Origin of the sequence: Rhizobium cauense (assembly GCF_019511525.1) — a bacterium.
GTDB lineage: Bacteria > Pseudomonadota > Alphaproteobacteria > Rhizobiales > Rhizobiaceae > Rhizobium > Rhizobium cauense.
The window spans coordinates 56,771-81,144 of sequence record NZ_JAEUAT010000001.1 but is presented as its reverse complement, the minus strand read 5'-3'; the positions used below and the strand labels follow the sequence as shown (position 1 = coordinate 81,144).

The 24,374-nt window shown below is 59.6% G+C and carries 24 protein-coding genes and 1 tRNA gene; 17 read left to right on the top strand and 8 right to left on the bottom strand.

All coding sequences use genetic code 11. The annotated features are described in order from the left end of the window. Positions 1–72 precede the first annotated feature (72 nt). The 3 genes from JNB88_RS00435 (at position 73) to JNB88_RS00425 (ending at position 5,224) form a co-directional block, all read left to right on the top strand. On the top strand, positions 73–360 hold the full coding sequence (locus JNB88_RS00435) for a hypothetical protein (protein ID WP_220353840.1): 288 nt from the start codon (positions 73–75) through the stop codon (positions 358–360). 465 nt (positions 361–825) lie between these two features. After that, positions 826–3,732: an autotransporter family protein gene (locus JNB88_RS00430; protein ID WP_220353839.1), complete on the top strand. Its 2,907-nt coding sequence runs from the start codon at positions 826–828 to the stop codon at positions 3,730–3,732. A 286-nt stretch (positions 3,733–4,018) separates the two neighbouring features. Continuing rightward, the gene (locus tag JNB88_RS00425; protein ID WP_220353838.1) at positions 4,019–5,224 is read left to right on the top strand and encodes an MFS transporter; all 1,206 of its coding nucleotides are present in this window, start codon (positions 4,019–4,021) and stop codon (positions 5,222–5,224) included. Between the two features lie 597 nt (positions 5,225–5,821). Here JNB88_RS00425 and eco read toward each other — a convergent pair. The 3 genes from eco to JNB88_RS00410 form a co-directional block, all read right to left on the bottom strand. Further along, positions 5,822–6,325, bottom strand: a complete 504-nt coding sequence (gene eco, locus JNB88_RS00420) for a serine protease inhibitor ecotin (RefSeq protein WP_220353837.1) — start codon at positions 6,323–6,325, stop codon at positions 5,822–5,824. Between the two features lie 226 nt (positions 6,326–6,551). After that, entirely contained in the window at positions 6,552–8,048 is a 1,497-nt protein-coding gene (locus tag JNB88_RS00415) for a DUF1254 domain-containing protein (RefSeq protein WP_223217062.1), read from the bottom strand. Between the two features lie 144 nt (positions 8,049–8,192). Beyond that, positions 8,193–8,693, bottom strand: a complete 501-nt coding sequence (locus JNB88_RS00410; RefSeq protein ID WP_220353836.1) for a GFA family protein — start codon at positions 8,691–8,693, stop codon at positions 8,193–8,195. A gap of 431 nt (positions 8,694–9,124) precedes the next feature. On the opposite strand from JNB88_RS00410, the gene JNB88_RS00405 reads away from it, so the two are divergent. The 6 genes from JNB88_RS00405 to JNB88_RS00380 all read left to right on the top strand — a co-directional run bounded on the left by JNB88_RS00405 (position 9,125) and on the right by JNB88_RS00380 (position 14,521). Further along, positions 9,125–9,667 carry a hypothetical protein gene (locus tag JNB88_RS00405; RefSeq protein ID WP_220353835.1) on the top strand — a complete coding sequence of 181 codons (543 nt, stop codon included), beginning with the start codon at positions 9,125–9,127 and terminating at the stop codon, positions 9,665–9,667. A gap of 102 nt (positions 9,668–9,769) precedes the next feature. Further along, positions 9,770–10,327, top strand: a complete 558-nt coding sequence (locus tag JNB88_RS00400) for a hypothetical protein (RefSeq protein ID WP_220353834.1) — start codon at positions 9,770–9,772, stop codon at positions 10,325–10,327. Positions 10,328–10,413: 86 nt separating this feature from the next. After that, complete coding sequence (locus tag JNB88_RS00395; protein ID WP_220353833.1) at positions 10,414–10,605, top strand: hypothetical protein; 192 nt, start codon at positions 10,414–10,416, stop codon at positions 10,603–10,605. Positions 10,606–10,909: 304 nt separating this feature from the next. Then, positions 10,910–12,118: a TCR/Tet family MFS transporter gene (locus JNB88_RS00390; protein WP_220353832.1), complete on the top strand. Its 1,209-nt coding sequence runs from the start codon at positions 10,910–10,912 to the stop codon at positions 12,116–12,118. A 173-nt stretch (positions 12,119–12,291) separates the two neighbouring features. Beyond that, a complete protein-coding gene (gene galE / locus JNB88_RS00385) occupies positions 12,292–13,326 on the top strand; it encodes a UDP-glucose 4-epimerase GalE (RefSeq protein ID WP_220353831.1) in 1,035 nt (344 codons plus the stop codon). A gap of 130 nt (positions 13,327–13,456) precedes the next feature. Beyond that, positions 13,457–14,521, top strand: a complete 1,065-nt coding sequence (locus JNB88_RS00380) for an enoyl-CoA hydratase/isomerase family protein (RefSeq protein ID WP_220353830.1) — start codon at positions 13,457–13,459, stop codon at positions 14,519–14,521. 6 nt (positions 14,522–14,527) lie between these two features. Here the strand turns inward: JNB88_RS00380 and JNB88_RS00375 are convergent, their stop codons facing one another. Both JNB88_RS00375 and JNB88_RS00370 read right to left on the bottom strand, forming a co-directional pair. Continuing rightward, a complete protein-coding gene (locus JNB88_RS00375; protein WP_220353829.1) occupies positions 14,528–16,588 on the bottom strand; it encodes an ATP-dependent helicase in 2,061 nt (686 codons plus the stop codon). 80 nt (positions 16,589–16,668) lie between these two features. Continuing rightward, positions 16,669–16,947, bottom strand: coding sequence for a hypothetical protein (locus tag JNB88_RS00370; protein WP_220353828.1), 279 nt, complete (start codon positions 16,945–16,947; stop codon positions 16,669–16,671). A gap of 167 nt (positions 16,948–17,114) precedes the next feature. On the opposite strand from JNB88_RS00370, the gene JNB88_RS00365 reads away from it, so the two are divergent. The 3 genes from JNB88_RS00365 to JNB88_RS00355 all read left to right on the top strand — a co-directional run bounded on the left by JNB88_RS00365 (position 17,115) and on the right by JNB88_RS00355 (position 19,141). After that, positions 17,115–17,378 carry a BON domain-containing protein gene (locus JNB88_RS00365; RefSeq protein WP_220353827.1) on the top strand — a complete coding sequence of 88 codons (264 nt, stop codon included), beginning with the start codon at positions 17,115–17,117 and terminating at the stop codon, positions 17,376–17,378. Positions 17,379–17,599: 221 nt separating this feature from the next. Next, the gene (locus tag JNB88_RS00360) at positions 17,600–17,857 is read left to right on the top strand and encodes a hypothetical protein (protein WP_220353826.1); all 258 of its coding nucleotides are present in this window, start codon (positions 17,600–17,602) and stop codon (positions 17,855–17,857) included. A gap of 135 nt (positions 17,858–17,992) precedes the next feature. Next, positions 17,993–19,141 (top strand): acyltransferase family protein, encoded by a 1,149-nt coding sequence (locus JNB88_RS00355; RefSeq protein WP_220354242.1) that lies wholly within the window; start codon positions 17,993–17,995, stop codon positions 19,139–19,141. Between the two features lie 217 nt (positions 19,142–19,358). On the opposite strand, the gene JNB88_RS00350 is transcribed toward JNB88_RS00355, so the two are convergent. Beyond that, a complete protein-coding gene (locus JNB88_RS00350) occupies positions 19,359–19,601 on the bottom strand; it encodes a DUF982 domain-containing protein (RefSeq protein WP_220353824.1) in 243 nt (80 codons plus the stop codon). Between the two features lie 264 nt (positions 19,602–19,865). Between JNB88_RS00350 and JNB88_RS00345 the strand changes: the two genes are divergently transcribed. Further along, positions 19,866–20,114, top strand: coding sequence for a hypothetical protein (locus JNB88_RS00345; RefSeq protein ID WP_220353823.1), 249 nt, complete (start codon positions 19,866–19,868; stop codon positions 20,112–20,114). Between the two features lie 49 nt (positions 20,115–20,163). Here the strand turns inward: JNB88_RS00345 and JNB88_RS00340 are convergent, their stop codons facing one another. Together JNB88_RS00340 and JNB88_RS00335 are read right to left on the bottom strand one after the other, a co-directional pair. Next, positions 20,164–20,460, bottom strand: coding sequence for a hypothetical protein (locus JNB88_RS00340; protein WP_037139036.1), 297 nt, complete (start codon positions 20,458–20,460; stop codon positions 20,164–20,166). Between the two features lie 202 nt (positions 20,461–20,662). After that, positions 20,663–20,737 (bottom strand) — tRNA-Thr (locus JNB88_RS00335). Between the two features lie 152 nt (positions 20,738–20,889). Here JNB88_RS00335 and JNB88_RS00330 point away from each other — a divergent pair. The 4 genes from JNB88_RS00330 (at position 20,890) to hisD (ending at position 24,371) form a co-directional block, all read left to right on the top strand. Beyond that, entirely contained in the window at positions 20,890–21,084 is a 195-nt protein-coding gene (locus tag JNB88_RS00330; protein ID WP_037139039.1) for a hypothetical protein, read from the top strand. Positions 21,085–21,187: 103 nt separating this feature from the next. Beyond that, the gene (gene murA / locus JNB88_RS00325) at positions 21,188–22,480 is read left to right on the top strand and encodes a UDP-N-acetylglucosamine 1-carboxyvinyltransferase (RefSeq protein ID WP_037139042.1); all 1,293 of its coding nucleotides are present in this window, start codon (positions 21,188–21,190) and stop codon (positions 22,478–22,480) included. Positions 22,481–22,596: 116 nt separating this feature from the next. Then, complete coding sequence (locus JNB88_RS00320; protein WP_037139044.1) at positions 22,597–23,034, top strand: DUF2948 family protein; 438 nt, start codon at positions 22,597–22,599, stop codon at positions 23,032–23,034. Positions 23,035–23,072: 38 nt separating this feature from the next. After that, a complete protein-coding gene (gene hisD, locus JNB88_RS00315; RefSeq protein ID WP_220353822.1) occupies positions 23,073–24,371 on the top strand; it encodes a histidinol dehydrogenase in 1,299 nt (432 codons plus the stop codon). The last annotated feature ends 3 nt before the right edge of the window (positions 24,372–24,374 follow it).

Below are 24,374 nucleotides of genomic sequence, written 5' to 3'. Positions count from 1 at the left end.
CGAAATAGGGTACACCATAATTACAGGCGACCACATGTGACAGGTTCCGCCGAGAAGCTGGGAGGCACGAGGATGATCCAAATAGTGGCGGCGGTCATTGCGGCAGTTCTCGTTGCAGGATGCTCGGTCTCTTCGGGCTCCTATCCGGCGGAAGGATACGCGCCTATTCCAGGCAGCATCACCTATGGCGGTCAGCCTCGAACGAAGCTGGCAAAGTCGCCGGCTGGCTCCACGTTCCCCCATACGTTCACTGATCAGACGGGGCGGGAGGTCGAGGAGATCTATATGATCCAACCGGATCGGTCCCTGCTCATCGTCCAGCGACACTACCGGCCGTTCTTGGCATGGAGCAGACGCTAGGCAAGGAACCGATGCCGGAACGCTTCTTCCAGAAGCCTTTGCGGCTCGCCGCGAGAATCCGAGCGGACTGCAAAAGATCCAACACGGCAGGAATGTGCCATAACAGTAGGCATCATCGGTAGAGGCCGTCCTTGACGAGTGTTCCTGAGCACACAAGTCGAAAAGAATAAGACTAATTTGAGACCTATACTCGTATAGATTGCTCTTATTGCTTGCTATGATAACTGCGGTGTTTGGCTGTTGTTCGAGAGGCTCAATCTCGATACGAAAAAGCTTAAATAATTGCTTTAACGGTCATTTATGGGCGAATCTGAAGCCCGACCGCGTCCACCCTCAATTCCTGCCCGCCAGAACTCGCTGTTTCGCCCGTTACTTTTTTTGACTATCCGATTGCCTGGAGCCGCAACCTTTCATTGTATTCAATTGGAAGAGCTGCGGGGAAATGCATTCATTTTAGGGGCGGACATGAGCGACGGTGCGGTGGAAACACGGACTTCAAGAGCGGCACGAGTGCTTGGACGGGCAGCCGTCAAATCGGACAGGAAGGTCCGTTTCCTCTCCGGCGTCTCGATCATCGTCCTCGCGATAGGCTGCACCATCCGACCGTCGCTCGCCGCAAACTTCACAGCGTCGAATGAAAGCGAACTCAATCAGGCGATCGCCGACGCCGCAGCAAGCGGCGACCCATCCTCCACGATAACCCTGACAAGCAGCTTTGCGGTTACCAGCACCTTGTCGGCGGTCAACAGGAACATCACCGTGGAAACGGGAAGTCATACACTGACCTTTTCGACCGCGGCAAACCTCAGTATTGCCACCGGCACGACGCTCACTTTGTCCGGCCAGATCGTCAACACCAACACGGTCCTGACCAACAACAATGGCGGCACGCTTGTCGTCAACGGAACGGCATCAGGTGTAAGCCGCATAACCGTTGATGACGGTGCCATGGTGATCAACAATGGCGGCGATGTCACGTTTGGAACATCGGCCGGCGGCACACTTTCCCAGCTGAACATTGCTTCGACTGCCGGTTCAGAGGCGAGCCTGACGCTATCAGGCGCGGGGACCCGCTTGACCGCTACGGGTACCGACACCACGCAATTGAGCGGCGGCGTCGGAAGCGTTTCCACATTCACGATCGAGGACGGTGCGGCCTACACCACATCGGCCAGCGTCTTGGTCCACAAACCTGGCACTCTCGGGACGGCGACCATCAATGTCCTCGGAGACGGGTCAAGATTGGAGGCTGGCGGTTTCGGCTCTTATAACGGCACAACCGCCATCAATGTGCTTGATGGCGCTGTGGTTGACATCAGCGGTGCGACAACTTTCGGCGGCCTTGGCGCCACCGCTTACGCGGGAGCCAACGTCACGGCCATCGTGTCGGGTGAGGGCTCCCGATGGGATACGGCTGCGATCTTCGGCATGCAAAAAGGCTCGCTCTCGATCCTCGATGGCGGCGTCGTGACCGCAACGACCATGAACATCGCCACCGCGAGCGGGGCTGTCGTTCCCGATTTCGACGTCCTGGTCTCCGGCGAAGGTTCTGAACTGAGCGCAACGAGCATCAACGTTGGAACTTTCGGCACCGGCGTTCTGACCATTGCCGACGACGGCAGAGTGGTGGTGAACGGAGGCGCTTCGGCACTCGTGGTCGGAGGCGCGGACGCCGATAGCAACGCGTCGCTGAACATTGGCGGGGCAGCGGGAGGAGCGGCACAGGCGGCCGGCACGCTTGTCGCGTCTGCGGTGACCCTCGCGGCAAGGGCCGAGATCAATTTCAACCACACTGAAAGCGGCTATCTCTTCGATACCGCGATCAACGGCAGCGGTGCGATCAACCAGTTCGCAGGGCGAACGATCTTCAATGCAGACCAGACGGGCTTTTCCGGCACCGCCAGCATTTACGGCGGCATGCTGGAGGTCAATGGAACCCTGGGCGGGGTTGTGGATGTCGTCACTGGCGTTCTCGCTGGCACGGGCGTCGTCGGCGACACGACAAACGATGCCGGCGGCACCATCGCACCCGGCAGCAACGGGATCGGCACGCTGACAATCGCAGGCGACTATATCGGCGATGGCGGTACCCTGGCGATCGAAAGCGTCCTTGGCGAGGATAGCTCGGCCACCGATCAGCTCGTCGTCACGGGTAACACGACGGGGACCACGACCGTCAGCGTCACCAATCTTGGCGGAGACGGCGCACTGACGGACCAGGGCATCAGGATCGTCGATGTCGGCGGCACGTCGACCGGGACTTTCTCGCTGCTCGGCGACTATGTCTACGAGGGCGATCAGGCCGTCGTCGGCGGTGCCTATGCCTATCGGCTTTATCAAGGCACAGACGGCGACTGGTATCTGCGCTCGACACTGAATGCATCCGTGCCACCGGAGCCGTTGTACCAGCCGGGGGTCGCCATGTACGAGGCCTATCCGCAGATGCTGCAGATGCTGAACGAACTCGGCACATTGCAGCAGCGTGTCGGGAACCGATACTGGCAGACGGACATCGATCCTGTTGCCGCAGCGGGGCTTGACGGTGTGTGGTTTCGAACGAACGGTGTGCACGGAAGCGTCGCACCTGAGGTCAGCAGCAGCGGTTCTGCCTACGACTACAATCTGTGGAAATCCGAAGGCGGGATCGACGGTGAGTTGTGCCAGAACGGCAAGGGCCGCCTGATCGGCGGGCTCACCGCGCATCTCGGCACGATCACAGGCGACATCAGCTCGATCTATGGCAACGGTGAGGTCGATACCACAGGATACGGCGTCGGGGCGACGCTGACCTGGTATGGCGAGGACGGCTTCTATGCAGACGCTGTAAGCCAGGCGACCTGGTACGACACCAATCTGAAATCCGATCTGATGGATGGCTACCTCAAGGACGGCAGCAACGGCTTCGGTTATGCCCTGAGCCTCGAAACCGGCCGCCGCATCACCTCCGGCTCATGGTCGATAACGCCGCAGGCCCAGCTTGTTTATTCCTCGGTCGACTTCGACGACTTCAACGACCGGTTCGGCGCACGCGTGTCGTTGAAGGACGGTGACAGCCTCATCGGTCGGCTGGGTGTGGCCCTTGATCGCGACGAGACCTGGCAGTCTTCCGGCGGCAACGCGGTCCACGGGCGGGTATATGGCGTTGCCAACCTCTACAACGAGTTTCTGGACGGCACGGCGGTCGACGTATCGGGCGTCGGCTTCAACAGTGAGAGCGAGCGTCTCTGGGCGGGCCTCACCCTCGGCGGCTCCGTCACATGGAAGGACGAGCGCTTCTCCGTTTACGGCGAGTTGACAGCCAAATCCGCGCTCAAGGACTTCGCAGACAGCTATGCTCTCAGTGGAACCGCCGGCTTCCGGGTGAAATGGTAAGCTGGTGCGGTGCTCGCGGGTAGCGAGGCTGCCCGCGACCGAAGGCCCGCTTGGCGACGATCGCGGGTATCCTCCGTCGTCCGCTTCGCGCCAATAGCGGACCTAGCGGCACACCTCGATCATTGTCGACTTTCGACCCCATTGCGGTCATTTAATACATCTTTTGCTTTTGCCGCAAAGCGGACATTTGTGAGCCTGAGCTAGACTTGCGAACTGTTACTGGTGCATGACCGAACACAGGGGGTGTGGATGGCACTCGTGCACAGCCTCTGGATGGTCAGGTGTAATGAAAGAACGCGCAAGTTATAGTTCCCTCATTCGCCTGCCGGTGCCGAGACGATTGGCCGTGGCAAGTGTGCCGGCCGATTTCGCGGATTGGCTGGACTATGCTGCCATCGTCGCACTACTCGTCTACGGTTGGGGACATGGGCCGCTCGTGCTGGCCGGCTTCGCTTTAGCGCTAAGTCTTCCCTACATCTTGGTTGGACCTTTGATGGCCGTGATCGTGGATCGGGCATCGATTCGCAGGGTTCTGGTAACTAGCAATCTAGGACGCAGTTTGGTGACTGTGGCGTTTGCCTTTACGGGCGATGCGGCGGTCTTGCTGGGGCTCGTGTTTCTACGTGGAGCGATCGACTCCGCTTTCACGCCGGCACGACAGGCGGCAATACAGGCAACAACGCCCGCGCATTTGCTGGGTCACGCTAATGGGCTGCATCAGGCCATCAATCAGACCTCCAAGATTGCCGGTCCGGCGATCGGCGGGCTGTTGTTGGCCTTTTGGCCTGCACAGATCGTGTTCTTGCTCAACTCCGGGTTATCGCTCATTGCTGCCTTGATCGCACTTGCCGTAACGATACCGTCGCGGCAGCCTGGCAACAATGGTGGCCGGTTCTTTACCGAATCCCTCGCTGGTATCTCCGAGTTCCGACGCAGCCGTCGTTTGCTGGTGGCACTCGTTTTTTCGGCCTTCGCCTATTTCTCGTTCTTTCTCTACGACGCGCTGATCGCGCTTCTCGCCGAGGGCTTTGGGTTCGGAGCCACGGCTTTCGGCCTTTCCATCGCGGCCTCCGGATTGGGCGGGCTGATTGGTGCTCTAGCCGCAGGACGCATCGCAGGGAAACGTCCGATTACAACCATGGCAGTAGCAGCGACAATTTCCGGGCTCACCACCGCAACCGTTGCGGCAGCGGCAATATCAGGTTGGTCGCTGCACTTAGCGACATTCCTCTTGGTGTTGGCATTGATGGGCGGTGCTACAGCATTCATGCTGGTGCCCTACCGGACCATTGTGCAGGCTGAAACACCGCATGATCGCATCGGGCGGGTATTTGCTGCTGGGGAGGCGGTGATCATGCTCATTATGCTGTCAGCACCGCTGATCGGCAGCGCCATAGCCGCGCGCTGGGGAACGCCGACAGCTTTTCTTGTCGGCGGATGTCTGCTGGTATTGTTGGGTGTTACTACCGCTGTGAATGTACGCCGGGAGTGAAGGGCAACTTCCTTCGCTTCCCATTCTGTACCAGACCGTCCGTTTCCTACCCCATCGCAGACTTCACATGACGGGTTGGGGAATGTCCGCAAAGGGCCGCCTGCGGGCTTCCGCTTCGCGCCAGAAGCGGTCACCAACCTGTCCGGAAACATGGGGCAAGCCCAGTCAAGCCGTATGATGGGAATGTTGTGATCGCATCTGCGTCAACATGGCTGATGTTGCATGCAGCAGTTTTGAGGTAGTGCTCCCTCACGATAGATACTGTCAGTAATAGCCTGGAAATATCCGAAATGTGGGATTGGTTCCCTATAGTCTTCTTTCCACTCAAGCTCCTCGTGTTAGGCACGGGCATGTTCTTCGCCATCAAGTGGCATCACGATCAAGCGAAGAAGAAATAGCGGAGCCAGCGGACCGTAATCGCCCGCCGATCAGAAAAGCGCCACTCATTTAGTCCGCTTACGGCCGAAAGCGGACGCCATTTCCGCAACGCCACACCGACCCTTCGAGCGAAGGCAACCTCGTTCGTTTCAGCCATGATCTGTCGGTCTCGCCCACGATTTTACGCTCCTGGATCGCGCGCTACCGAACGAAGTGTCGTTAGTCCGCCGCTTTCTCCGGGCCGGCTTTCCAAATCCGGTATCGGATTTCCACGTCGACAGGTGCAAACACCACGAGCGGAAGCCGGCTGTTGTATCGTAGGAGCGGCTCGTCCGAGCTGCGCACAAACGCTTTTTTCTTCGTGGTATCCGGGCAAGCCATCCGCGTACTCGCTGTTGGGCCAACTCCGGTAACGACGTGGTAGTCATACCCCCAGCCATCAACCGTACGCTTCTCCAACCGGGAGCCAAAGGTATGCCGATTACAGTCCACCAACTCGGTTCGGCCTACGATCACTCCAACTCGCCGCGCATCTTCGTCGGTACGCTTTGGCAGGAAGATAACGTGTCGTTGCTGGCCAGCGGATGCCTCGGGAAATGCCTTCAACTCGTCGCGCGCCTGACGGGACTCAGCCGCAGCAGCCCCACTGAGCGCGAGTGAAAGCAAAACCAAAACCCGAGTCGAGCATCCCGCAGCTTTGCCCGTCCAAAATGAAATTGCCATTTGTCACCCTGTCGCCGTGCTGCTGCCGAGGTTGGATGAGGGAGCGTATAGTCAGTTTTGCCGTCGCGCAACGCTGCGACCGCCGTGAGGTTCTGAGAGGGGCCAAGTGCTTCTCCGTTTACGGGGAGGTGGCGGCCAAGACCGCGCTCAAGGACTTCGCAGACAATATGCTCTCAGTGGAACCGCCGGAAAACAAGGCCGCCAATGACTGCATTTCATCCCAAGGCTAGTTCAGCTTCACCACATCATCCGGCTTCCAGGTTTGATCGAAGAATTCAACCCCTGTGCCATAGAGGCGCACGGCTGCGATAAAGTCGCGACCTTCAACCGTCTGTATCCAATTGCTGTCCGGAGCTTCGGCCGGTTTGGTCGCTCCGAAATAGAGATCAACCGATCCGTCGTCGTTGGTTTTCACCTTGTAGAAGGCGTTTATGGACGGCAATAGCTGCTTGGTTTCCGGCATCGATCCATCTGTGACATTGTAGGCGGTCACGGCCCAGAAGAGAGCGGCAGGCGGATTGGGCGGTAGGTGCAGTTTGTAGGCATTCGACCCATTCAGGAAATTGCCATCGGCGTCGCGGGCAGTGAACGGATATTTCGAACCGGCATCAAGCGTCCGCATGACCATCGCCGGAGCGGACGAATAGGCAAACTGGAAGTAAGAGGCTCGCTGAAGAACATCGAGATAGCTGTCCTGCATCCATTCGGCGGTGCCGCCCGCCCAGATGTTTTCGTACTGTCGATCCTTGTAGTAGAGATTGCGCTTGTCAGGGCGACCGAGCTGGCGGCTCGCTAGGATCATCTTTGGAGCAGCTTCGATAGCCTTCTGCAGAGCGGCGCTCTGCTTGTCGGTTGGCTCGAAGGGCTGGCCCTTGATGATGCCGATCGACGCGAGCACGCCGCGTGTCACCAGATCGATCGAAGCGACCGGCTCGTAGTCAACGAACGCCTTGAGTTTCGTCCAGTAGGTATTGCCCGTCGGGTACATCATGTTGACGCGCTTTCCGCTCGCGTCCGGAAACTGCATCGGCTTCACATCCTTCTCCGGAGCCCAGAGCGGATAGACCCGCGTCCGGTCTGCATTTGCTGCGGCCGGTGCCGGATCGGGGCCGTTCTCGCCCTTTGCCATGATCGTACGGAAGAACAGGAAGACGTTGTAGGTTGGCGACTTGAATGCAAAGTAACCCTTGGGGACTTCTCCGTCGTAGTCCGGCGGCAACAGCAGGTACAGTCCGCCGCGTGCCCGGTCGGGCCCGATCGCGCCGACGTCGGTAAGCGTGCGCTGGTAGAAGTCGGTGAACATGCCGATGACGTTCGGCGGCGCGGCAACGACCAGCGGCCCGTCCTTCTTCAGATCGAGATAGCTCATCGAGTAGATGACGTCGGCGTTCGGTGTTGGAACCCACGTACGGCTATCCATGCGCTCCTTCCAGATGGGCAGCACATTATAGCCAGCACCGAAGGTGGCCTCGGAGCCGTCCTTCATGCCGATCGTATTAAGGATGGGGATCGTGAGAATGTAGGCCTGGACGGCGTTCTGATAGTAGAACTCGTCACGCAGCTGTTCTGCTTCCTGCTGCGGGAGCCAATTGCCCTTGTTGATTTGTTCCATCAGCGGCGGGATTTTCGCGGCATTGTCCTGCGCGGCGGCAGGCAAACCCGATGCCGCCACAAGCCCTAAAATCGAAACGGCAGTCGCCGCACACAAGTGCGATCTCAACATCGTCTGTCTCCTGTCTCACCAACTGAATGCAAAGTAGGGAAACCGTAGCATCAGGAGACAGGGACGAGCATGTAAATGGAAGTACGTTACGGTAAATGCGTGCGTAAACGCCCATTCAGCGACTGGCAGCCGTTGGAAGACTGCTCAGCCATCGCGCGCCCTCACTGCCCATGAGGTGGTATCGTGATCGGGGTGCTGGTTGTTGCTCGCCTTGATTGCCGCGGCCCAATCGGCGCCGTTGGTTTCCGTCGCACCGGTGTTTTCTATGTCCGTGATCGTATCGAACCATGCCACCATGTTCTCGGTGCAAGTATTGGCGTGCGGCGGGAAGGCGTGTGGATCGTCAAGCGAACCGATCATCAGGTTTGTGCGACCGTTTTCGAGATGATGGAAAAACAATGGCGTGCCGCAGTTGGCACAGAAGCCGCGCTCGACAAGCTCCGAGCTCTTCCAGACATCAGGCTTGCCGCGTGTCCAGGTGAGCGCATCATCAGGGGCGGCAACAAGCGCGGCAAAGATGTTGCCCGAGGCTTTCTGGCACATCCGGCAATGGCAGATATGCGAATTGTCGAGCATAGCGGTTGCGCGGTAGCGCACGGCACCGCACTGGCAGCCACCGCTCACCTCCATCTCGATGCGTTTCATTTTCCCGTCCTTCACGAGTCTGGTTGAGGTTAATCTCTTTTAGGTTGTCTCCTTTTGATCGTCCAGCCTCCCCGGAGCGGATTCAATTCCGGCGCCAGCTGCCCGAACTTCTACTTCAACCACCGCGGAAAGATTTGCAGAGTGTGTTGCGGCGGTCTGTTGAACCCACTGCCGATAGCGGACGTCACTCATCGACTGCTCGGCACCGTTTGCGATCACGGCGACACCTAGACCTAAGTATGTTTCGCTAGATCATGAGTGTGATGGTGCGCTTCCCGAGCGGCTGTCAGTTTCATTTGTAGCAGAACAGTCGTCCTGCCCCGTAAGAATTCGCCAGACCCCACCACCTGCACAAATCCCGTTCCGCTACGATCCTGGTCTGTCCGATGACGGGCGGTGCGAAGCTGCGGAAAGATCGAAGGAAGACACGAATGAAAATCCTGAGCGACAAGATCCTCTCGCAATCCGCTTTCACTGCCGAAATCGACGTGCCGTTCGAAAAGGTCAATATCGCCGAATGGCTCTTCAATTTGCCGGAGGCGGAATATCTGCGTTGCTGCCCACCGGACCATATTGCCGCGGGTAGCACCACCACGGATGATGGTCGTCGAATGTCGATCAATGTCGAAATGATCGGAACAGGCCTGGTCGTCCAGCACTATGTTGCGGACGAGGCGACGGCATCCTACTGCAAAATGAATTCGATCTCCGACGTATTCACGGCAGTCGGTCGCACACAGGTCAACGTCATCTGGGAACTGATTGCCGAACCTATGGAAGGCGGACGCACCCGCTATACGAACCGTGTCACGTCCCATCCAACGGACGCATTCATGGACTTCATTGAACAGCACGGCCAGACCTTCGAGCAGGCCGCCGCAGCCCGCCAGGCCGCGGGCGGAGACCACAATCGCCGCGAAACGCCACTCTTCGCGGCCAGCATCGCGCGCAAGGCGCTGGCCGGCATGGAGTGAGGCGAGGCTTCCGGGCGGTCGCTGGCAAGCGGTAACACCCACGTCGCCGGAAGCCGTCGTTTGTTGTACAGTCCCCCAGCCGACGCTGTGGGGGAGCTATGCATGTCGAGCCCTTATGAAGCCGTTTCAACCTACTTCTATGCGAAAGACGGAAATCGTCCCGCCTTGATGCGCCGTGCCTTTGCGCCTGATGTCGCGTTGGAAATGATCGTAAAGACCGAGGCCATATCCTTTCCGAGTTCGGCTCGCGGCGTAGAGGCGGTTGAAGAGATCCTTTGCCGTCGCTTTGCGAACGACTTTGAGAACGTCTACACCTTCTGTCTTGCACGTCCGACCGAAGCCAATCGCCGGCATTTTCCGTGCCACTGGCTGGTCGGCATGTCGGAGAAGAACAACGGCGCGATCCGGGTGGGGAGCGGGCGCTACGATTGGTATTTTTCCTCCGGCGATCGATGCCTGATCGAAAAGCTCATCATCACAATAGACGTCATGCAGGTACTGCCGGCCGATGAACTTGACGCGATTATGGGTTGGATCCACGTCTTGCCGTATCCCTGGTGTACCGCTGAGGATGCAATCAGCGCGATGCCGAGGTTCGAGTGGCTCTTCCCCATAGAGCGCTATCTGAAGAGTGTTCGACAGATCTCACCCGAGTACTGAGACGAACGGCACACGTCGTTCAACTATACAGCCTGGGCATGTTTGGTGTAGCAATTCCCTTAGAGGTTTAGCGCCGGGGGTGCGTCTTGGTCAGGAAGATAATTTCCCTCGTTTTGGGTTCGGTGCTCGTGGTCGCCGGGATCTACGGCTTCCTGTATCTGCTCTTCTTCACGATCAATCCCGTCAGAATCCTCTATTTTCTGGTTCCCGGTGGGCTGCTCGTCATCGGGATCGTCATCCTTTGGGAAGACCTTACGGAATTGCTTCGGCGGTGGTGAAGATATCGGGGGCCTGCCACCCGTCATCCGAGCGCGCTCATAAAGCCCTTGTCGCGCATGATCGTCTGATGTTATTGCCAAGTATCGCGCAAAGCGGCCGCTTCCCTTGATCCGTCAACGGCGGAGTAAACAGGTGGACGAATAGTCGTCCAGGTGGCCAAGTACACGCCAGCCATGTGTTTTTGAAGCATGGTTCGGCCAGCGTTTTCCAGAATGCAATGCCTGACACTGTCAGGCCCAACCACCGTAGGCTCCGGCGCGCCCTTCGGCGACTCCGCACGCTTGCGTCGATCGGAACACGCCCATGAACAAACCACTCGTTGTCATCTTCACCGCCATTGTTCTCGATGCCGTCGGCATTGGCCTCATCTTTCCAATTCTGCCTTCGCTGCTGCAGGAGGTCACCCATTCCAGGGACGTTGCGCCCTACATCGGTACAATGACCGCTCTTTATGCGGCTGTGCAGTTCATTTTTGCGCCGGTGCTTGGCGCGCTCAGCGACCGGCTGGGCCGTCGGCCGGTGCTGCTGATCTCTCTTGCCGGCGCGGCCATCAACTACCTGTTCCTTGCTTTTGCGTCCAATCTCTGGATGCTGCTGCTCGGCCGTGCGATTGCCGGCCTGACAAGCGCCAACATGTCGGTGGCGACCGCCTATATCACCGACATTTCCCCCGAGGATAAGCGTGCCCGCCGCTTCGGCCTGTTCAATGCCATGTTCGGTATCGGCTTCATCATCGGTCCCATTCTCGGCGGTGCCCTTGGCGACCACTGGCTGCGGCTGCCGTTCATTGCGGCGGCGGTGCTGAATGCCTGCAATCTGCTGCTGGCCTATCTGATATTGCCGGAGTCGCGCGCACCCACCCGGGAGAAAATCGAACTTCGCGCGCTCAATCCCCTTCGGCCGCTGCGCTGGGTGCTTTCGATGAAGAGCCTGCTTCCTATCATCTTCATCTTTTTCGTCTTCAGCGCCACCGGGGAGGCGTACGGTACATGCTGGGCGCTCTGGGGTAGTGACACGTTCCAGTGGAACGGCCTCTGGATCGGCCTGTCGCTCGGCACCTTCGGCGTCTGCCAGACGCTCGCCCAGGCATTTCTTCCCGGACCCGCGGTGAAGCTGTTCGGCGAGCGTGCCGCCGTTCTGACCGGCGTCGCCGGCGTGTCCGTTGCGCTTGTAGTCATGGCCTTCGCGACCCAAAGCTGGATGATCTTTGCAATCATGCCGGTGTTTGCTCTTGGTGGCATCGGCGTGCCCGCTTTGCAGTCCTTGGCGACGCGTCAGGTCGATGAGAGCCAGCAAGGCCAATTCCAGGGTGTGCTGGCGTCGGCCGTGAGCCTGGCGTCGATCGTCGGGCCGCTCGCTTTCTCGAGCTTCTATTTCGTCATCCGGGAAGAATGGCCAGGTGCCATATGGCTGTCGGTCGTCGTCGTTTACGCGTTGAGCATACCGCTCGTTCTCGGTCTGAGCCGCAGGAAGCCAGGGGCTGCCCCGGCAATCGAGAGCGCCGGCGCCTGAAAAGGGCTCTCGAAATGGCACATCGATAAAATTGTAGCAGGGCTCGAAATCGAGCCCTAACCACGCCACCAAACTTACCGGCGCGGAAGCCCCGCAACGCCCTTTCGATAGGAGATTCTGAAAGGAGATCAGCATCTGATGCATCCTGCACGAATGAGACAGGGATGCGGGACATGGCAATTTTGGTCACCGGCGGGGCGGGCTACATCGGCAGCCACATGGTCTGGACATTGCTTGATGCAGGCGAGGACGTCGTTGTCCTCGACAATCTTTCGACTGGCTTCCGCTGGGCGGTCTCACCGCGCGCGCGTTTCTATCTCGGCGATGTCGCCGATGCCCGGCTGCTGAATACGATCTTCATCGAGAACGACGTTGAAGCGATCATTCATTTTGCCGGTTCGGCGATCGTGCCTGCATCCGTTGCCGATCCGCTTGCCTACTACGACAACAATTCCGGCAAGACGCGGGCACTGTTGAGCGCTGCGATCAAGGCCGGCATCCGCCATTTTGTCTTTTCCTCGACGGCCGCCGTCTACGGTCCGCAGAAGACGTCCGAGCCGGTCAAGGAGACAGCGCCGCTCAATCCGGAAAATCCGTACGGCCAGTCCAAGCTGATGACGGAATTCATGCTGCGGGATGCAGCTGCGGCCTACGACTTCGACTATGTCGCGCTGCGCTACTTCAACGTCGCAGGCGCCGATCCGCTCGGACGCAGCGGCCAATCGACCTCGGGCGCGACGCACCTGATCAAGGTCGCCTGCGAGGCGGCACTCGGCAAACGCGGTGGCGTTCATGTCTACGGTATCGACTACCCCACGCATGACGGAACCGGCGTGCGCGACTACATTCACGTCAGCGATCTCACCGCAGTTCACCTGAAGGCCCTGCAGCATTTGCGTGGCGGAAACAGTTCGCTGGTTGCCAATTGCGGCTATGGGACCGGGTATTCGGTGCTCGACGTGCTCAACATGGTCACGCGCCTGCACGGGCGCTCATTCAAGGTTCACATGGCGCCCAGGCGCCCGGGCGATGCCGCAAGCGTTGTCGCGGATTCAGGCCTTGCCCACCGCGTTCTGGATTGGAAGCCGAAGTACGATTCGCTGGAGACGATCGTTCAAAGCGCGCTGGACTGGGAACAGTTTCTGCTCAATCGCAATGTGGACGATCTGCAGGGTCTCCAACGGGCGCTCGCTGCCGCTTCGTTCTGAGAGACAGCGCAATCCTTCCACCCCGGCATCGACTATGCCGCCGAGTGCGGTAAGGTGAGGTACCGCTTGGCAGCGCCGCTTGAGGTGGCGATCGCGAGGCGAAAGATGCCATGGGAGCGAGGAGGTCAGCATGCGGGACGAGGCTCAGCACAGTGAGGTGATTGTCGAACGTCGCGCCTCGGCCGGCATCATCCGCCTCAATCGACCGCGCGCGCTGAACAGCCTGACGCTCGACATGGTCCGCTCTTTTGCTGCTGCGATGGACGACTTCGCGGCGGACGCCAATATCGCCACCGTTGTTGTATCGGGGGAAGGGGAGCGTGGCTTCTGCGCCGGCGGCGACATTCGCGCGCTGCACGAAAGCGGTCGGGCCGGCAGCGATTTGGCGATGACCTTCTGGCGTGAGGAGTTCCGCCTGAACCATCGCATCGCCACCTACCCGAAACCCTATGTGGCGCTGATGGATGGCATCACCATGGGCGGCGGCGTCGGCCTTGGCTCGCATGGCCGCCATCGCGTCGTGACGGAACGAACGAAACTTGCCATGCCGGAAACGGGGATTGGCTATTTTCCGGACGTGGGGGCGACGTGGCTGCTGGCGCATGCGCCCGGCGAAGCCGGCTCCTGGATGGGGCTGACGGGACAGACTGTCGATGCGTCAGATATCCTCTATGCCGGTCTGGCCGATCACCACATTGCGTCCTTCCGGCTGCCTGACATCATCGATACGCTGGCGGAACTGCCTCGAAACGCAGGGCCGCGCGATGTCGAAGCCGTCTTGAAGAACCTCTCCAGCGATCCGGGAGCGAGTGCTATCAAAAGCAACCGCGACCTGATCGAGCGTTGCTTTCATTTCGGCACCGTCGAGGAGATCATCGATGCGCTCGAGAAGGAACCCGGTGATTTTGCCGCCGAAACGCTACGGATCATTCAGACGCGCTCTCCGACCAGTCTGAAACTCGCGCTTCGTCTCCTGCGCCAGGGTCGGCAAAGCCGAAACCTTGCCGAATGCCTGAACCGCGAACTCGGCGCCTGCCAACAGATATTGAAAAGCCCTGATTTCTACGAGGGCATCCGTGCGGCGATCATCGACAAGGATCGCAATCCGCGCTGGACGCCGGCGACACCGGAGGCGGTCGATCAGGCCGCCATCGATGCCTTCTTGCGGCCCGCCGAGCCGCCGCTTGCGCTCTAAACGAGCTTACCGCCACATGCCGCGCATCCGCGCTCCGACATCGACGCGCACCTGCCGCGCCTGATGCGAGGCACCGCTATTGGCCTTGGCTTGCGGCCAGCCGGTGACCTCGAAGAATTGCAGCAGCGTTGCCGGGATAAAGCGCGTGCGCGAGGCGTAGACGTGCCGGTCGCCCTGCGCATTCTGGCCGTGTGTGAAAAAGCGTTGCGGCACGACGAGGTCGAGATTGTCCCTGGCGCGGGTCATCGCGACGTAGAGCAGCCGCCGTTCTTCCTCGATCTCGGCGCTGGTGCCGACTGCAAGGTCCGACGGGATGCATCCATCGACGACGTTCAGCATGAACACCCGCGTCCATTCCTGCCCCTTGGCGGAATGGATCGTGGAGAGGATCAGATAGTCTTCATCAAGCAGAGGCACGCCGGCCTGGTCGCTTGTGGCATCCGGCGGATCGAGCGTCAGGTCTGTCAGGAAACGCTCACGCGAGGGATAGCCGCCGGCAATCTGCTCGAGCTGCAGCAGGTCGGCCTGGCGGGTCGAGGCGTCCTCGTGCAGGCGTTCAAGATGCGGCGAATACCACTCGCGAACCAAGCCAATCTCTGCCGGCCAGCCGGCCTTGCCCGTCTTCACCTCCTGCAGCATTGCAACGAAGGCTGTCCAGTCCTCGCCGGAGCGGGGAGGGGCCGGCAGGTCGGCAAGCGCCTGCATCGGGCTCGCGTCCGCCGCCATCTGGTCGATGACCCGCTGCGCCGTCGAAGGCCCGACGCCCGGAAGCAACTGCATCAGCCGGAAGCCGGCGACCCGGTCGCGCGGGTTCTGGGCAAAGCGCAGGGCGGCCATCATGTCCTTCACATGCGCGCTGTCGAGGAATTTCAGTCCGCCAAACTTCACGAACGGGATGTTGCGGCGAGTGAGCTCGACCTCCAGCGCGCCGCTGTGATGCGAAGCGCGGAACAGCACCGACTGCTGCTTGAGCTTCACGCCTTCTTCGCGGTTCTCCAGCACCTTGTCCGCGACGTACCGCGCCTGTTCGGTTTCGTCGCGCACGGTGACGAGCCGCGGGCGCTGGGCCGATTGGCGCTCAGTCCAGAGGTTCTTCGTGAAGCGTTCCGAGGCGAGATCGATGACGGCGTTCGCCGCCGCAAGGATCGTTTGCGTCGAGCGATAGTTGCGGTCGAGCGTGATGATATTGGCCGAGGGGCTGAATGCCGCGGGAAAGTCGAGGATGTTGCGCACAGTCGCGGCACGGAAGGAATAGATCGACTGTGCATCGTCACCGACGACCGTGAGGCCTTGTCCGCCGGGCTTCAAAGCGAGCAGGATCGATGCCTGCAGCCGGTTCGTATCCTGGTATTCGTCGACAAGGACATGATCGAAACGGCTGCCGATGTCTTCGGCGATGATCGGTTCGCTGACCATCTGCGCCCAGTAGAGCAGCAGATCGTCGTAGTCGAGAATGTTCTGGTTCTGCTTGGCTTCGACATAAGCGCCGAAGAGCTCCCGCAGCTGGTCTTCCCATGCCGAGCACCAGGGGAATGCGTCGCGCAGGACGAGGCCGAGTTCACCTTCCGAATTGACGACGCGCGAATAGATCGCAAGGCAGGTGCCTTTTGTCGGAAATCGGCTCTCCATCTTCGAGAAGCCGAGCTCGTGCCGGATGAGGTTCATCAGATCGGCGCTGTCTTCGCGATCATGGATGGTGAAGGCGGGGTCGATGCCGATCTGCTCCGCGTAGTCGCGCAACAGTCTTGCCCCGATGCCATGAAAGGTCCCGCTCCAGGCAAGCGCATCCACCATGATGCCGGAATTGCTTCCGAGCACCTGGGCGCAGATACGCTCGACACGCCGCGCCATCTCGGTGGCCGCGCGCCGGGAAAATGTCATCAGCAGGATCCGGCGCGGATCGGCGCCCTTGACGATCAGGTGGGCGACGCGGTGGGCAAGCGTGTTCGTCTTTCCTGAGCCAGCCCCGGCGATGACAAGCAGCGGACCGGCAATGTGGGTACCATCAGTGAGCGTGCCGTATTCGACGGCCGCGCGCTGCTGGGGATTGAGCTTTTCAAGATACATTCAGCCGTCCGTTGCTTCGGCGGAGAATCGCACCGCGGAAATATTCGACGTTCCTTGAATGTTCTCGAACGATGCGTGTGTCAAGAACCGTTTCGTGAAGGGAAATCGGCCACAATAACGCGTCGGGTCAGCTTCAGGGTGCGATCCGGTTGAAGGATATAGGTTTCCTTAACCCTGGAGCCGGTCTGGTCGTAGAAGGAATTGTAGATGACACTGCCGGGCGGTGATTTCGTCAGCTTGGTGCGCGGTTGCCCGCCATAGGTGATACTGCCGGGAATCGGCTGAACCTCGGTGGAGTTGTCCGTGGTGCAGCTCGAAAGCATCACGACCGATAGAACTGTCGGAAGTAGAACTTTCATCGTGAACGTCCTTACCTAAGCCTCTGGTATATATGGCCCGCGAGTTGCAGGCGCCAAGTAGGTTGCGCCGATCTCGGCGAGATTCTCCCGAGTATAGATTTGTGCGGCGCAACTAAAACTCCGCTTCTGCGTTAGCCAGAACACGGCTTTGTCATTCGGAGGCAAACATGGTGCTTCGATTTCAGACGACGGAAGATCATGGTGGAGCCTGCGGGCAAGGCCACAGTCTTGCTTCCACCCGTGCCGCGGTCGAAAGCGCCCTCAGGGTCGCCAGCGATGTCGATACCGGCGAAATCGTCGTTTCCATTCTCGGGCAGTACGTCATCCTCGAGGGGTTCATCCGGCAAGATGGGCATGTGGAGCGGGCGATTGAGATCGCTGAGGATGTTGTAGGGAAGGGCTATGTCCGCAGCCGGATGTTGAGGCGCTAAGCGTGATTCCGAAGTATAAAAATGATTAGTGCCCATATACTTCGCTTGGCGACCGGGTCGTTGCCTGCCTGGATGATGGCATATCTACAGCTATGTTAAATCATACAAATTAGCTTCATCGGAAATAGTTACGGGTCAACTGTGCGAAAGTAGTAGCAGCAGGACTGGAACTAAATCGCAGTTCATTAGTTAATGCTTGTAATCAAACACGGGAGAGGCGAATGCAAAGCTTTCTTCGGCTAGGATTGCCGGCATTTGCGCTGGCAATCGGGACCTTCGTAACGCCGGCTTCGGCTTCATTGGAAATCACAACGGACTATTCCGCTCTGCCCCAGGACGAGATCGCATTGAACGAATATACCGGTGCGGCAGCCTGCGTTGAGCCAAGCACTCGCTATGTTCCATCTTTCATTCGGGCGTTTGACGGCACCATCATAGGCGTTGGCTATGTCGAGGTTCAGCGCGACAGCGGCTGTTGATCTTCGTTAGAGTCGACAGGTAGCGAAGGTCGCATTTTCCCACATGATCGATCAACTTTTCTGGTTGTGCGTTGTGCGCTGCAGCACAATGCGCTAGCTTCCGCGGCGCTGGGGCCGCAACCAGAAGGATACATGATGATCATTGAGAGCAAGCGGATCGGCTGCCTTGACGGGCTCCGTGGCCTGGCAGCCCTTTGGGTACTCTTGGGTCATAGCCTGCAACTGACAGGCTGGCACCTTCCGATTCTTTCGTCGCCGGATTTGGGCGTCGACCTCTTCATTATGCTGTCCGGCTTTCTGATGGTCTTTCACTATCAACTGCGCGAGACGGCAAATCCTTGGGAGAAGCCGTCCACCTGGTTCGGTTTCTGGCTGAAGCGCTTCTTCCGTATTGCGCCGCTTTATTATGTGATGCTGTGCATCGCGCTGGTACTGGGACCGCAGCTCTATGAGAGCCGTATGGTCATTGATACCTTCCTGGCGCGAGGCCCGCAATTGCCCGAGCGCTATCTGGACGGCAGCCTGAGCAACCTTCTCATCCATGCAAGCTTCCTCTTCGGGCTGCATCCGGCTTATGCGTTCCGCACGCCGCTGCCTGACTGGAGCCTCGGCCTGGAGATGCAGTTCTATGCTGTATTTCCGCTCGCGATGCTGCTGTTGAGGAAAGCCAGGTGGTTGCCCGGCGCCGCCTTCATTGCGCTTGCCGCTTTCCTTGTCGCCAAGGCGATCCAGGCCCTGCATGTCGACTTTCCGATGCCGTCTTTCCTGCCGCTGAAAATGCACGTCTTCCTGTGCGGCATGCTCATTGCCAACGGGTTGTTCGTTTCGCAGCGGCAAACCATCATGAACGGCCTGCTTGCTGTACTTCTGGTGATGATTCCGATCGGCGGGGACATGACCTCGACAAAGGTCGCCATCCGCGTCCTTCTTGTGGTCGGTTTCTTCGCGCTGGTGCACTATCATCTGCTGCCCGGCCTGATCGGAAAGATTGGCGACCGCATTTCTTCGATGATGGGAAATCGCTTCTGCCATTGGCTCGGAGAACTTTCGTTCGGCGTCTACCTGATCCATCTGCTCCTGCTGCAGCCGATCGCCGCATTCGTCATCAGATATTTCGGCGGCGGCATTTCCGCACCGGTCCGTTTTGCGATCGTCGTGACCGCCCTCCTGCCAATCGCCTATGCGCTGGCATACCTTGGCTTCACGCGCATCGAAGGGCCGGGCCAGAAGCTCGGGCGCAAAGTGCTGGAGAAGATTGGGAGAAGGCGTCTGAAGCCCGCATGAGGCAAAGTTATTGCAATCGAGGCTCGTCTGCTTTCGCAGAGGGTGACGAGCCTCTGACCATCATCATGATGGCTGGCGATGTTCTATTGAGGGACGTGCCATATTGGCAATGCGCTTACTCGCGGTTGTCACAGCAAGCGTGGCGAAGGGTTAAGCAAAAATAAACCATTGGCCTGTTCCGGGACAGGTTGCTCCTAGGAACGGCGGCAAAAGCCGGTCAATTGACCTTCAGCCGCGCTTCCTCGGCCGCTGCGACGAATTCCGCGCGCGCCTCTTCAACGGTCTTGCGGCCATCGAGGGCTGCCCGGCATGCGCTCCTTGCCTTGAGATAACGCAGCCCGCGGGCGCTCGGCCATAAGTCTGCCAGGCATTTCAGTGCGTCCAAAGGGCCGAGGATCGTCCGCGCATCCGTATTTTCAAACCCCACGTTGATTGGGTCGTTCCACTTCTCGCTTGCCATAGGCGACTCCTCCCTTGCACATGCCAAAACGCACAAACCGGCCTCCACGTTCCTCCGAGGCCGCAAGCCTGATGTATATTAGCGATATTTTCACAGGCGGCAAATCGGAAAGCGGGGCGCGGGCCGGCGCTCGATTTCCTGTCGCCGGCAACCATTTTTCCTATATCAGCGAGTTCGTTCGCACTTTTAACTGGCGGGTTTTCGCCGTTCATGCAACCATGGAACGCTCAGCGTCAGTCGTCAATTGTTAGCCGGAGATCGATGATGCAGGACCTCAAGTACATGCTGAATTCGGAATGCCAGAAGTATGTTTCTCTGGTCGTGTCGATGCGACGTGGGCAACAGCGCTGGCTTGAAGTCGATGACGCCACTGGCCAGAATGTGGACGTGACCGCCGCGAAGCTCGCTGCATTTGAGGAGACCGTGCGAAGGTTGAGGCAGATGATCGGTGATCTCGACACATCCGACTACCTGTCATGCCGCCCGACAAAGGACTGGCATTTCGACGCGTAGACTGCGTTGGCTTGGTTGAACCAAGCATGTCGCCGCGCTGTGCCGCGAGCTAGCGAAAGTTGTAGAAGGATTCCGGATCGTAGACGCAGGCGTAGTCGAGAAGGCATTGCCTTCCATTGGCGTCGCGCAGACTGGTGGTGCCGCGCTTGTCGCTTGGCCCGCATCTGGCGGGCGGATAACGGAATTTGCGGCCGCCGATGCCGACGCGAACGAATACCTTCTTTTCCTGACGAACGATCTGGGCGATCTGGCTGCATGTATGATCGCGCGCATTGATCTGCGCATCAGCACCGGCGACGGATGTGGACGACAGCAAAAGCGCGGCGGCTAGAGCCACATTTTTCATGGGCGTGCCTTTCCTAGACTGCTGGCAGCAAAGCAGCACGCGCAGCGCGATTCAAACGAAATCTCAGCGCCTTACAGGTCGCTTAGGCGCTTCCGCCTGGGGTAGTCGCTCGCCTGTGCGATGGGGTCACCGAGAGATTGATGTCAGCCGAAAGACGAATCCGCCTGGGCGGACCTGTCTGGTTGGTTGTTTTAGAGAAAACTGGTGCTGCCGAGTGGGATTGAACCACCGACCTCACCCTTACCAAGGGTGTGCTCTACCACTGAGCTACGGCAGCAAGGACCAGACGCGCAACCGAAGCGGCTGCATTGCGTGAACGGGGGGCCTATTGCCACAGGTTCATGCCAAGCGCAAGCCGCAATTTCCATCTTTCGGTGGATTGAGGTCGGGCCACTTTTGAAATGCCGCAAATTCAGGTAAGCCTGCGGCATGACCGAGAACACCGAAAAAGGCCAGATGAGCCGCAAGGCGGCGATCGAACGCCAGGCGGAGTTGCGCCGCGAGCGCGCTGCCGAAAAACTTCGCGAGAATTTGTCCCGCCGCAAACAGCAGACGCGTGCGCGCCGTTCCGGGCAGGCAGATGAGACGAATGGCCTGCCTGCCGCAAAAATGGACGAATCGTAATGTTCCGTTCACGGCGAATTGAAGCCCCCGCTAATTTCGTCTAAACACCCGCATCTTTTTCCAGACAGCCTTTTAGAAAGGCGGGCATCGCCCGTAAGCGCACATGGATCGTATTAGAATTGTCGGCGGTAATGAGCTTAACGGCATCATTCCGATTTCCGGCGCCAAGAATGCCGCCCTGCCGCTGATGATCGCCTCGCTGCTGACCAGCGATACACTGACGCTTGAGAATGTGCCGCATCTGGCCGACGTCGAGCTTCTGATGCGCATCCTCGGCAATCACGGCGTCGACGTTGCCGTCAACGGCCGCCGCGAGCGCCAGGAAGATGCCTACTCGCGCACCATCCACTTCACCTGCCGCACCATCGTCGATACCACCGCTCCCTACGAGCTGGTCTCCAAGATGCGCGCTTCCTTCTGGGTCATCGGGCCGCTGCTTGCCCGCGAAGGCCAGTGCCGCGTCTCGTTGCCGGGCGGTTGCGCCATCGGCACGCGTCCGGTCGATCTGTTCCTCGATGGCCTGACTGCGCTCGGTGCGAACCTTGAGATCGACGGCGGCTACATCAATGCGACGGCACCGAAGGGCGGCCTGATTGGCGCCCGCTACACCTTCCCGAAGGTATCTGTCGGCGCGACCCACGTGATGATGATGGCTGCAACCCTTGCCCGAGGCACGACTGTCATCGGCAACGCCGCCCGCGAGCCTGAGGTCGTCGACCTCGCCAACTGCCTGATCGCCATGGGTGCAAAGATTTCAGGCGCCGGCACGAGCACGATCACCATCGAAGGTGTCACCTCACTGTCAGGCGCCCGTCACCGCGTCCTTCCGGATCGCATCGAGACCGGCACCTACGCCATGGCCGTCGCCATGGCCGGTGGTGATGTCACGCTTGAGAATACCGATGTCGCGCTGCTCGACACGGCGCTTGAAACGCTGCGCCGCGCCGGTGCGGAAATTTCGCCGACCAACAATGGCATGCGTATCCGCCGCAACGGCGCCGGCATCAAGCCGGTCGATATCGTCACCGATCCGTTCCCGGGCTTCCCGACCGATCTGCAGGCGCAGTTCATGGCGCTGATGACGCGCTCGACCGGCATCTCGCATGTTACCGAGACGATCTTCGAAAACCGCTTCATGCACGTGCAGGAACTTGCGCGTCTCGGCGCCAAGATCTCGCTGTCGGGCCAGACGGCGAAGATCGAAGGCGTTCCGCGCCTCAAGGGTGCGCCTGTCATGGCAACCGACCTGCGTGCCTCCGTGTCGCTCGTCATTGCCGGCCTTGCCGCCGAAGGCGAGACGATGGTGTCCCGCGTTTATCACCTCGATCGCGGCTTCGAGCGCCTGGAAGAAAAGCTCACCCGCTGCGGCGCCATCGTCGAGCGTGTCAGCGAGTAGCTAAAAGGGCGACACTCGCCCTTTGTCACGGTTGCGCATTCTCGTGTCGCGCCTTATGTCCGTTGTCAGAACGCATCGCCATCCCGGCGATGCATTGGCGATGGGGTTTTGCCTGAATGACTGATCTGAGGCTTGTTGCGCTCGATAGCGAGGATCTTGCCGTCGTCTCCGCGCATTTGCAGGATAGCGTCTTCAAGGTCGCCGATATCGCCTGGTCGCCGCGTGAGGCTCAGTTCTCTGTCGCAGTCAACCGCTTCGTGTGGGAAGAGGCAGGCAAGAAACGCAAAGGCTTCGAGCGCCGCCGCGCTGCTATCGTTTTCAAGCGTGTGCTTGCAGTCCGCTCGACAGGTATCGACCGCACGAACCGCGACGAAGTCTTGTCTTTGCTTGCCATCCGCTTCGAGCAGAAGGGCGAGGGCCCGGAGGGAACGGTTGAGCTGGCGCTCTCGGGCGCCGCTACGATCGCACTGGACGTTGAATGCATCGAGGTTCAGCTTGCGGATGTCGGCGGCGCGTGGGAAACCGCCTCCAAACCGCGCCATCCCGGCGCCTGAAAACTGGTTCACCGAGTATCTGAAGAGGGAATATCGCATTGGCTATCTGGCTGGATCAGGCATCGGAAGGCTTCGAGCAACGGTTTGCCGCCTTCCTGACGACCAAGCGTGAAGTCTCCGAGGATGTGAATACGGCAGTCCGCGCCATCATCGATGACGTCAGGGCCCGAGGCGATGTGGCGCTTGCCGAATATTCGAAGAGGTTCGACGGGATTGATTACGCCGTAACGCCGATGCGCGTCACCGAGGCTGAGATCGATGCGGCCATCGAAGCCGTTCCGGCCGAAGTTCTTGGCGCGCTGAAGGTTGCGGCCGTACGCATCGAATCGCATCACCGCCGCCAGTTGCCGAAGGACGATATCTATGAGGACGACATGGGCGTCGGCCTCGGCTCCCGCTGGACGGCGATCGAGGCTGTCGGCCTCTATGTTCCCGGCGGTACGGCGAGCTATCCGAGTTCGGTTCTGATGAATGCCGTGCCTGCGAAGGTCGCAGGCGTCGATCGTATTGTCATTGTCGTTCCTGCAACCGGTGGCTCCGTCAACCCCGCGGTTCTTGCCGCCGCCAAGCTTGCCGGCGTTACCGAGATCTATCGGGTCGGTGGCGCACAGGCTGTCGCAGCACTTGCCTACGGCACCGAGACGATCGCGCCGGTTGCCAAGATCACCGGTCCCGGCAATGCCTATGTCGCCGCTGCCAAGCGGCAGGTTTTCGGCACGGTCGGCATCGACATGATCGCAGGACCCTCGGAAGTGCTCGTCATTGCCGACAAGGACAACGATCCGGACTGGATCGCAGCCGACCTTCTGGCACAGGCGGAGCACGATGCGAGCGCGCAGGCGATCCTCGCAACCGATGATGCCGAGTTTGCAAAGGCGGTCGAAGCAGCCGTCGAGCGGCAGCTGAAGACGCTGAACCGTTCTGAAACCGCAGTGGCCAGCTGGCGCGATTTCGGCGCCATCATTCTCGTGAAAAAGCTTGCGGACGCGATTCCGCTGGCAAACCGGATCGCGGCCGAACATCTGGAGCTCGCTGTTGCCGATCCGGATGCGCTGCTACCCAACATCCGCAATGCCGGCGCGATTTTCATCGGCGCCCACACGCCCGAAGTGATCGGCGACTATGTCGGCGGCTCGAACCACGTTCTGCCGACGGCCCGTTCGGCGCGGTTCTCGTCGGGGCTTTCCGTGCTCGATTTCGTCAAGCGCACCTCGATCTTGCGTCTTGGCCCGGAGCAGTTGCGCACGCTCGGCCCGGCTGCCATTGCGCTTGCCATGTCCGAAGGGCTGGACGGGCATGCGCGATCGGTTGCGATCCGCCTCAATCTGGAAAGGTAAGAG

Bases quoted from the DNA above. Each gene is read 5' to 3' on its own strand.
- JNB88_RS00435 (WP_220353840.1), top strand. From the start codon at position 73: ATGATCCAAATAGTGGCGGCGGTCATTGCGGCAGTTCTCGTTGCAGGA.
- JNB88_RS00430 (WP_220353839.1), top strand. From the start codon at position 826: ATGAGCGACGGTGCGGTGGAAACACGGACTTCAAGAGCGGCACGAGTG.
- JNB88_RS00380 (WP_220353830.1), top strand. From the start codon at position 13,457: ATGCGGGACGAGGCTCAGCACAGTGAGGTGATTGTCGAACGTCGCGCC.
- JNB88_RS00360 (WP_220353826.1), top strand. From the start codon at position 17,600: ATGCAAAGCTTTCTTCGGCTAGGATTGCCGGCATTTGCGCTGGCAATC.
- JNB88_RS00405 (WP_220353835.1), top strand. From the start codon at position 9,125: ATGAAAATCCTGAGCGACAAGATCCTCTCGCAATCCGCTTTCACTGCC.
- eco (WP_220353837.1), bottom strand. From the start codon at position 6,325: ATGGCAATTTCATTTTGGACGGGCAAAGCTGCGGGATGCTCGACTCGG.
- JNB88_RS00340 (WP_037139036.1), bottom strand. From the start codon at position 20,460: ATGAAAAATGTGGCTCTAGCCGCCGCGCTTTTGCTGTCGTCCACATCC.
- galE (WP_220353831.1), top strand. From the start codon at position 12,292: ATGGCAATTTTGGTCACCGGCGGGGCGGGCTACATCGGCAGCCACATG.
- murA (WP_037139042.1), top strand. From the start codon at position 21,188: ATGGATCGTATTAGAATTGTCGGCGGTAATGAGCTTAACGGCATCATT.
- JNB88_RS00390 (WP_220353832.1), top strand. From the start codon at position 10,910: ATGAACAAACCACTCGTTGTCATCTTCACCGCCATTGTTCTCGATGCC.
- JNB88_RS00330 (WP_037139039.1), top strand. From the start codon at position 20,890: ATGACCGAGAACACCGAAAAAGGCCAGATGAGCCGCAAGGCGGCGATC.
- JNB88_RS00350 (WP_220353824.1), bottom strand. From the start codon at position 19,601: ATGGCAAGCGAGAAGTGGAACGACCCAATCAACGTGGGGTTTGAAAAT.
- JNB88_RS00410 (WP_220353836.1), bottom strand. From the start codon at position 8,693: ATGAAACGCATCGAGATGGAGGTGAGCGGTGGCTGCCAGTGCGGTGCC.
- JNB88_RS00375 (WP_220353829.1), bottom strand. From the start codon at position 16,588: ATGTATCTTGAAAAGCTCAATCCCCAGCAGCGCGCGGCCGTCGAATAC.
- JNB88_RS00355 (WP_220354242.1), top strand. From the start codon at position 17,993: ATGATCATTGAGAGCAAGCGGATCGGCTGCCTTGACGGGCTCCGTGGC.
- JNB88_RS00400 (WP_220353834.1), top strand. From the start codon at position 9,770: ATGTCGAGCCCTTATGAAGCCGTTTCAACCTACTTCTATGCGAAAGAC.
- JNB88_RS00365 (WP_220353827.1), top strand. From the start codon at position 17,115: ATGGTGCTTCGATTTCAGACGACGGAAGATCATGGTGGAGCCTGCGGG.
- JNB88_RS00425 (WP_220353838.1), top strand. From the start codon at position 4,019: ATGAAAGAACGCGCAAGTTATAGTTCCCTCATTCGCCTGCCGGTGCCG.
- JNB88_RS00415 (WP_223217062.1), bottom strand. From the start codon at position 8,048: ATGTTGAGATCGCACTTGTGTGCGGCGACTGCCGTTTCGATTTTAGGG.
- JNB88_RS00370 (WP_220353828.1), bottom strand. From the start codon at position 16,947: ATGAAAGTTCTACTTCCGACAGTTCTATCGGTCGTGATGCTTTCGAGC.
- JNB88_RS00345 (WP_220353823.1), top strand. From the start codon at position 19,866: ATGCAGGACCTCAAGTACATGCTGAATTCGGAATGCCAGAAGTATGTT.
- JNB88_RS00320 (WP_037139044.1), top strand. From the start codon at position 22,597: ATGACTGATCTGAGGCTTGTTGCGCTCGATAGCGAGGATCTTGCCGTC.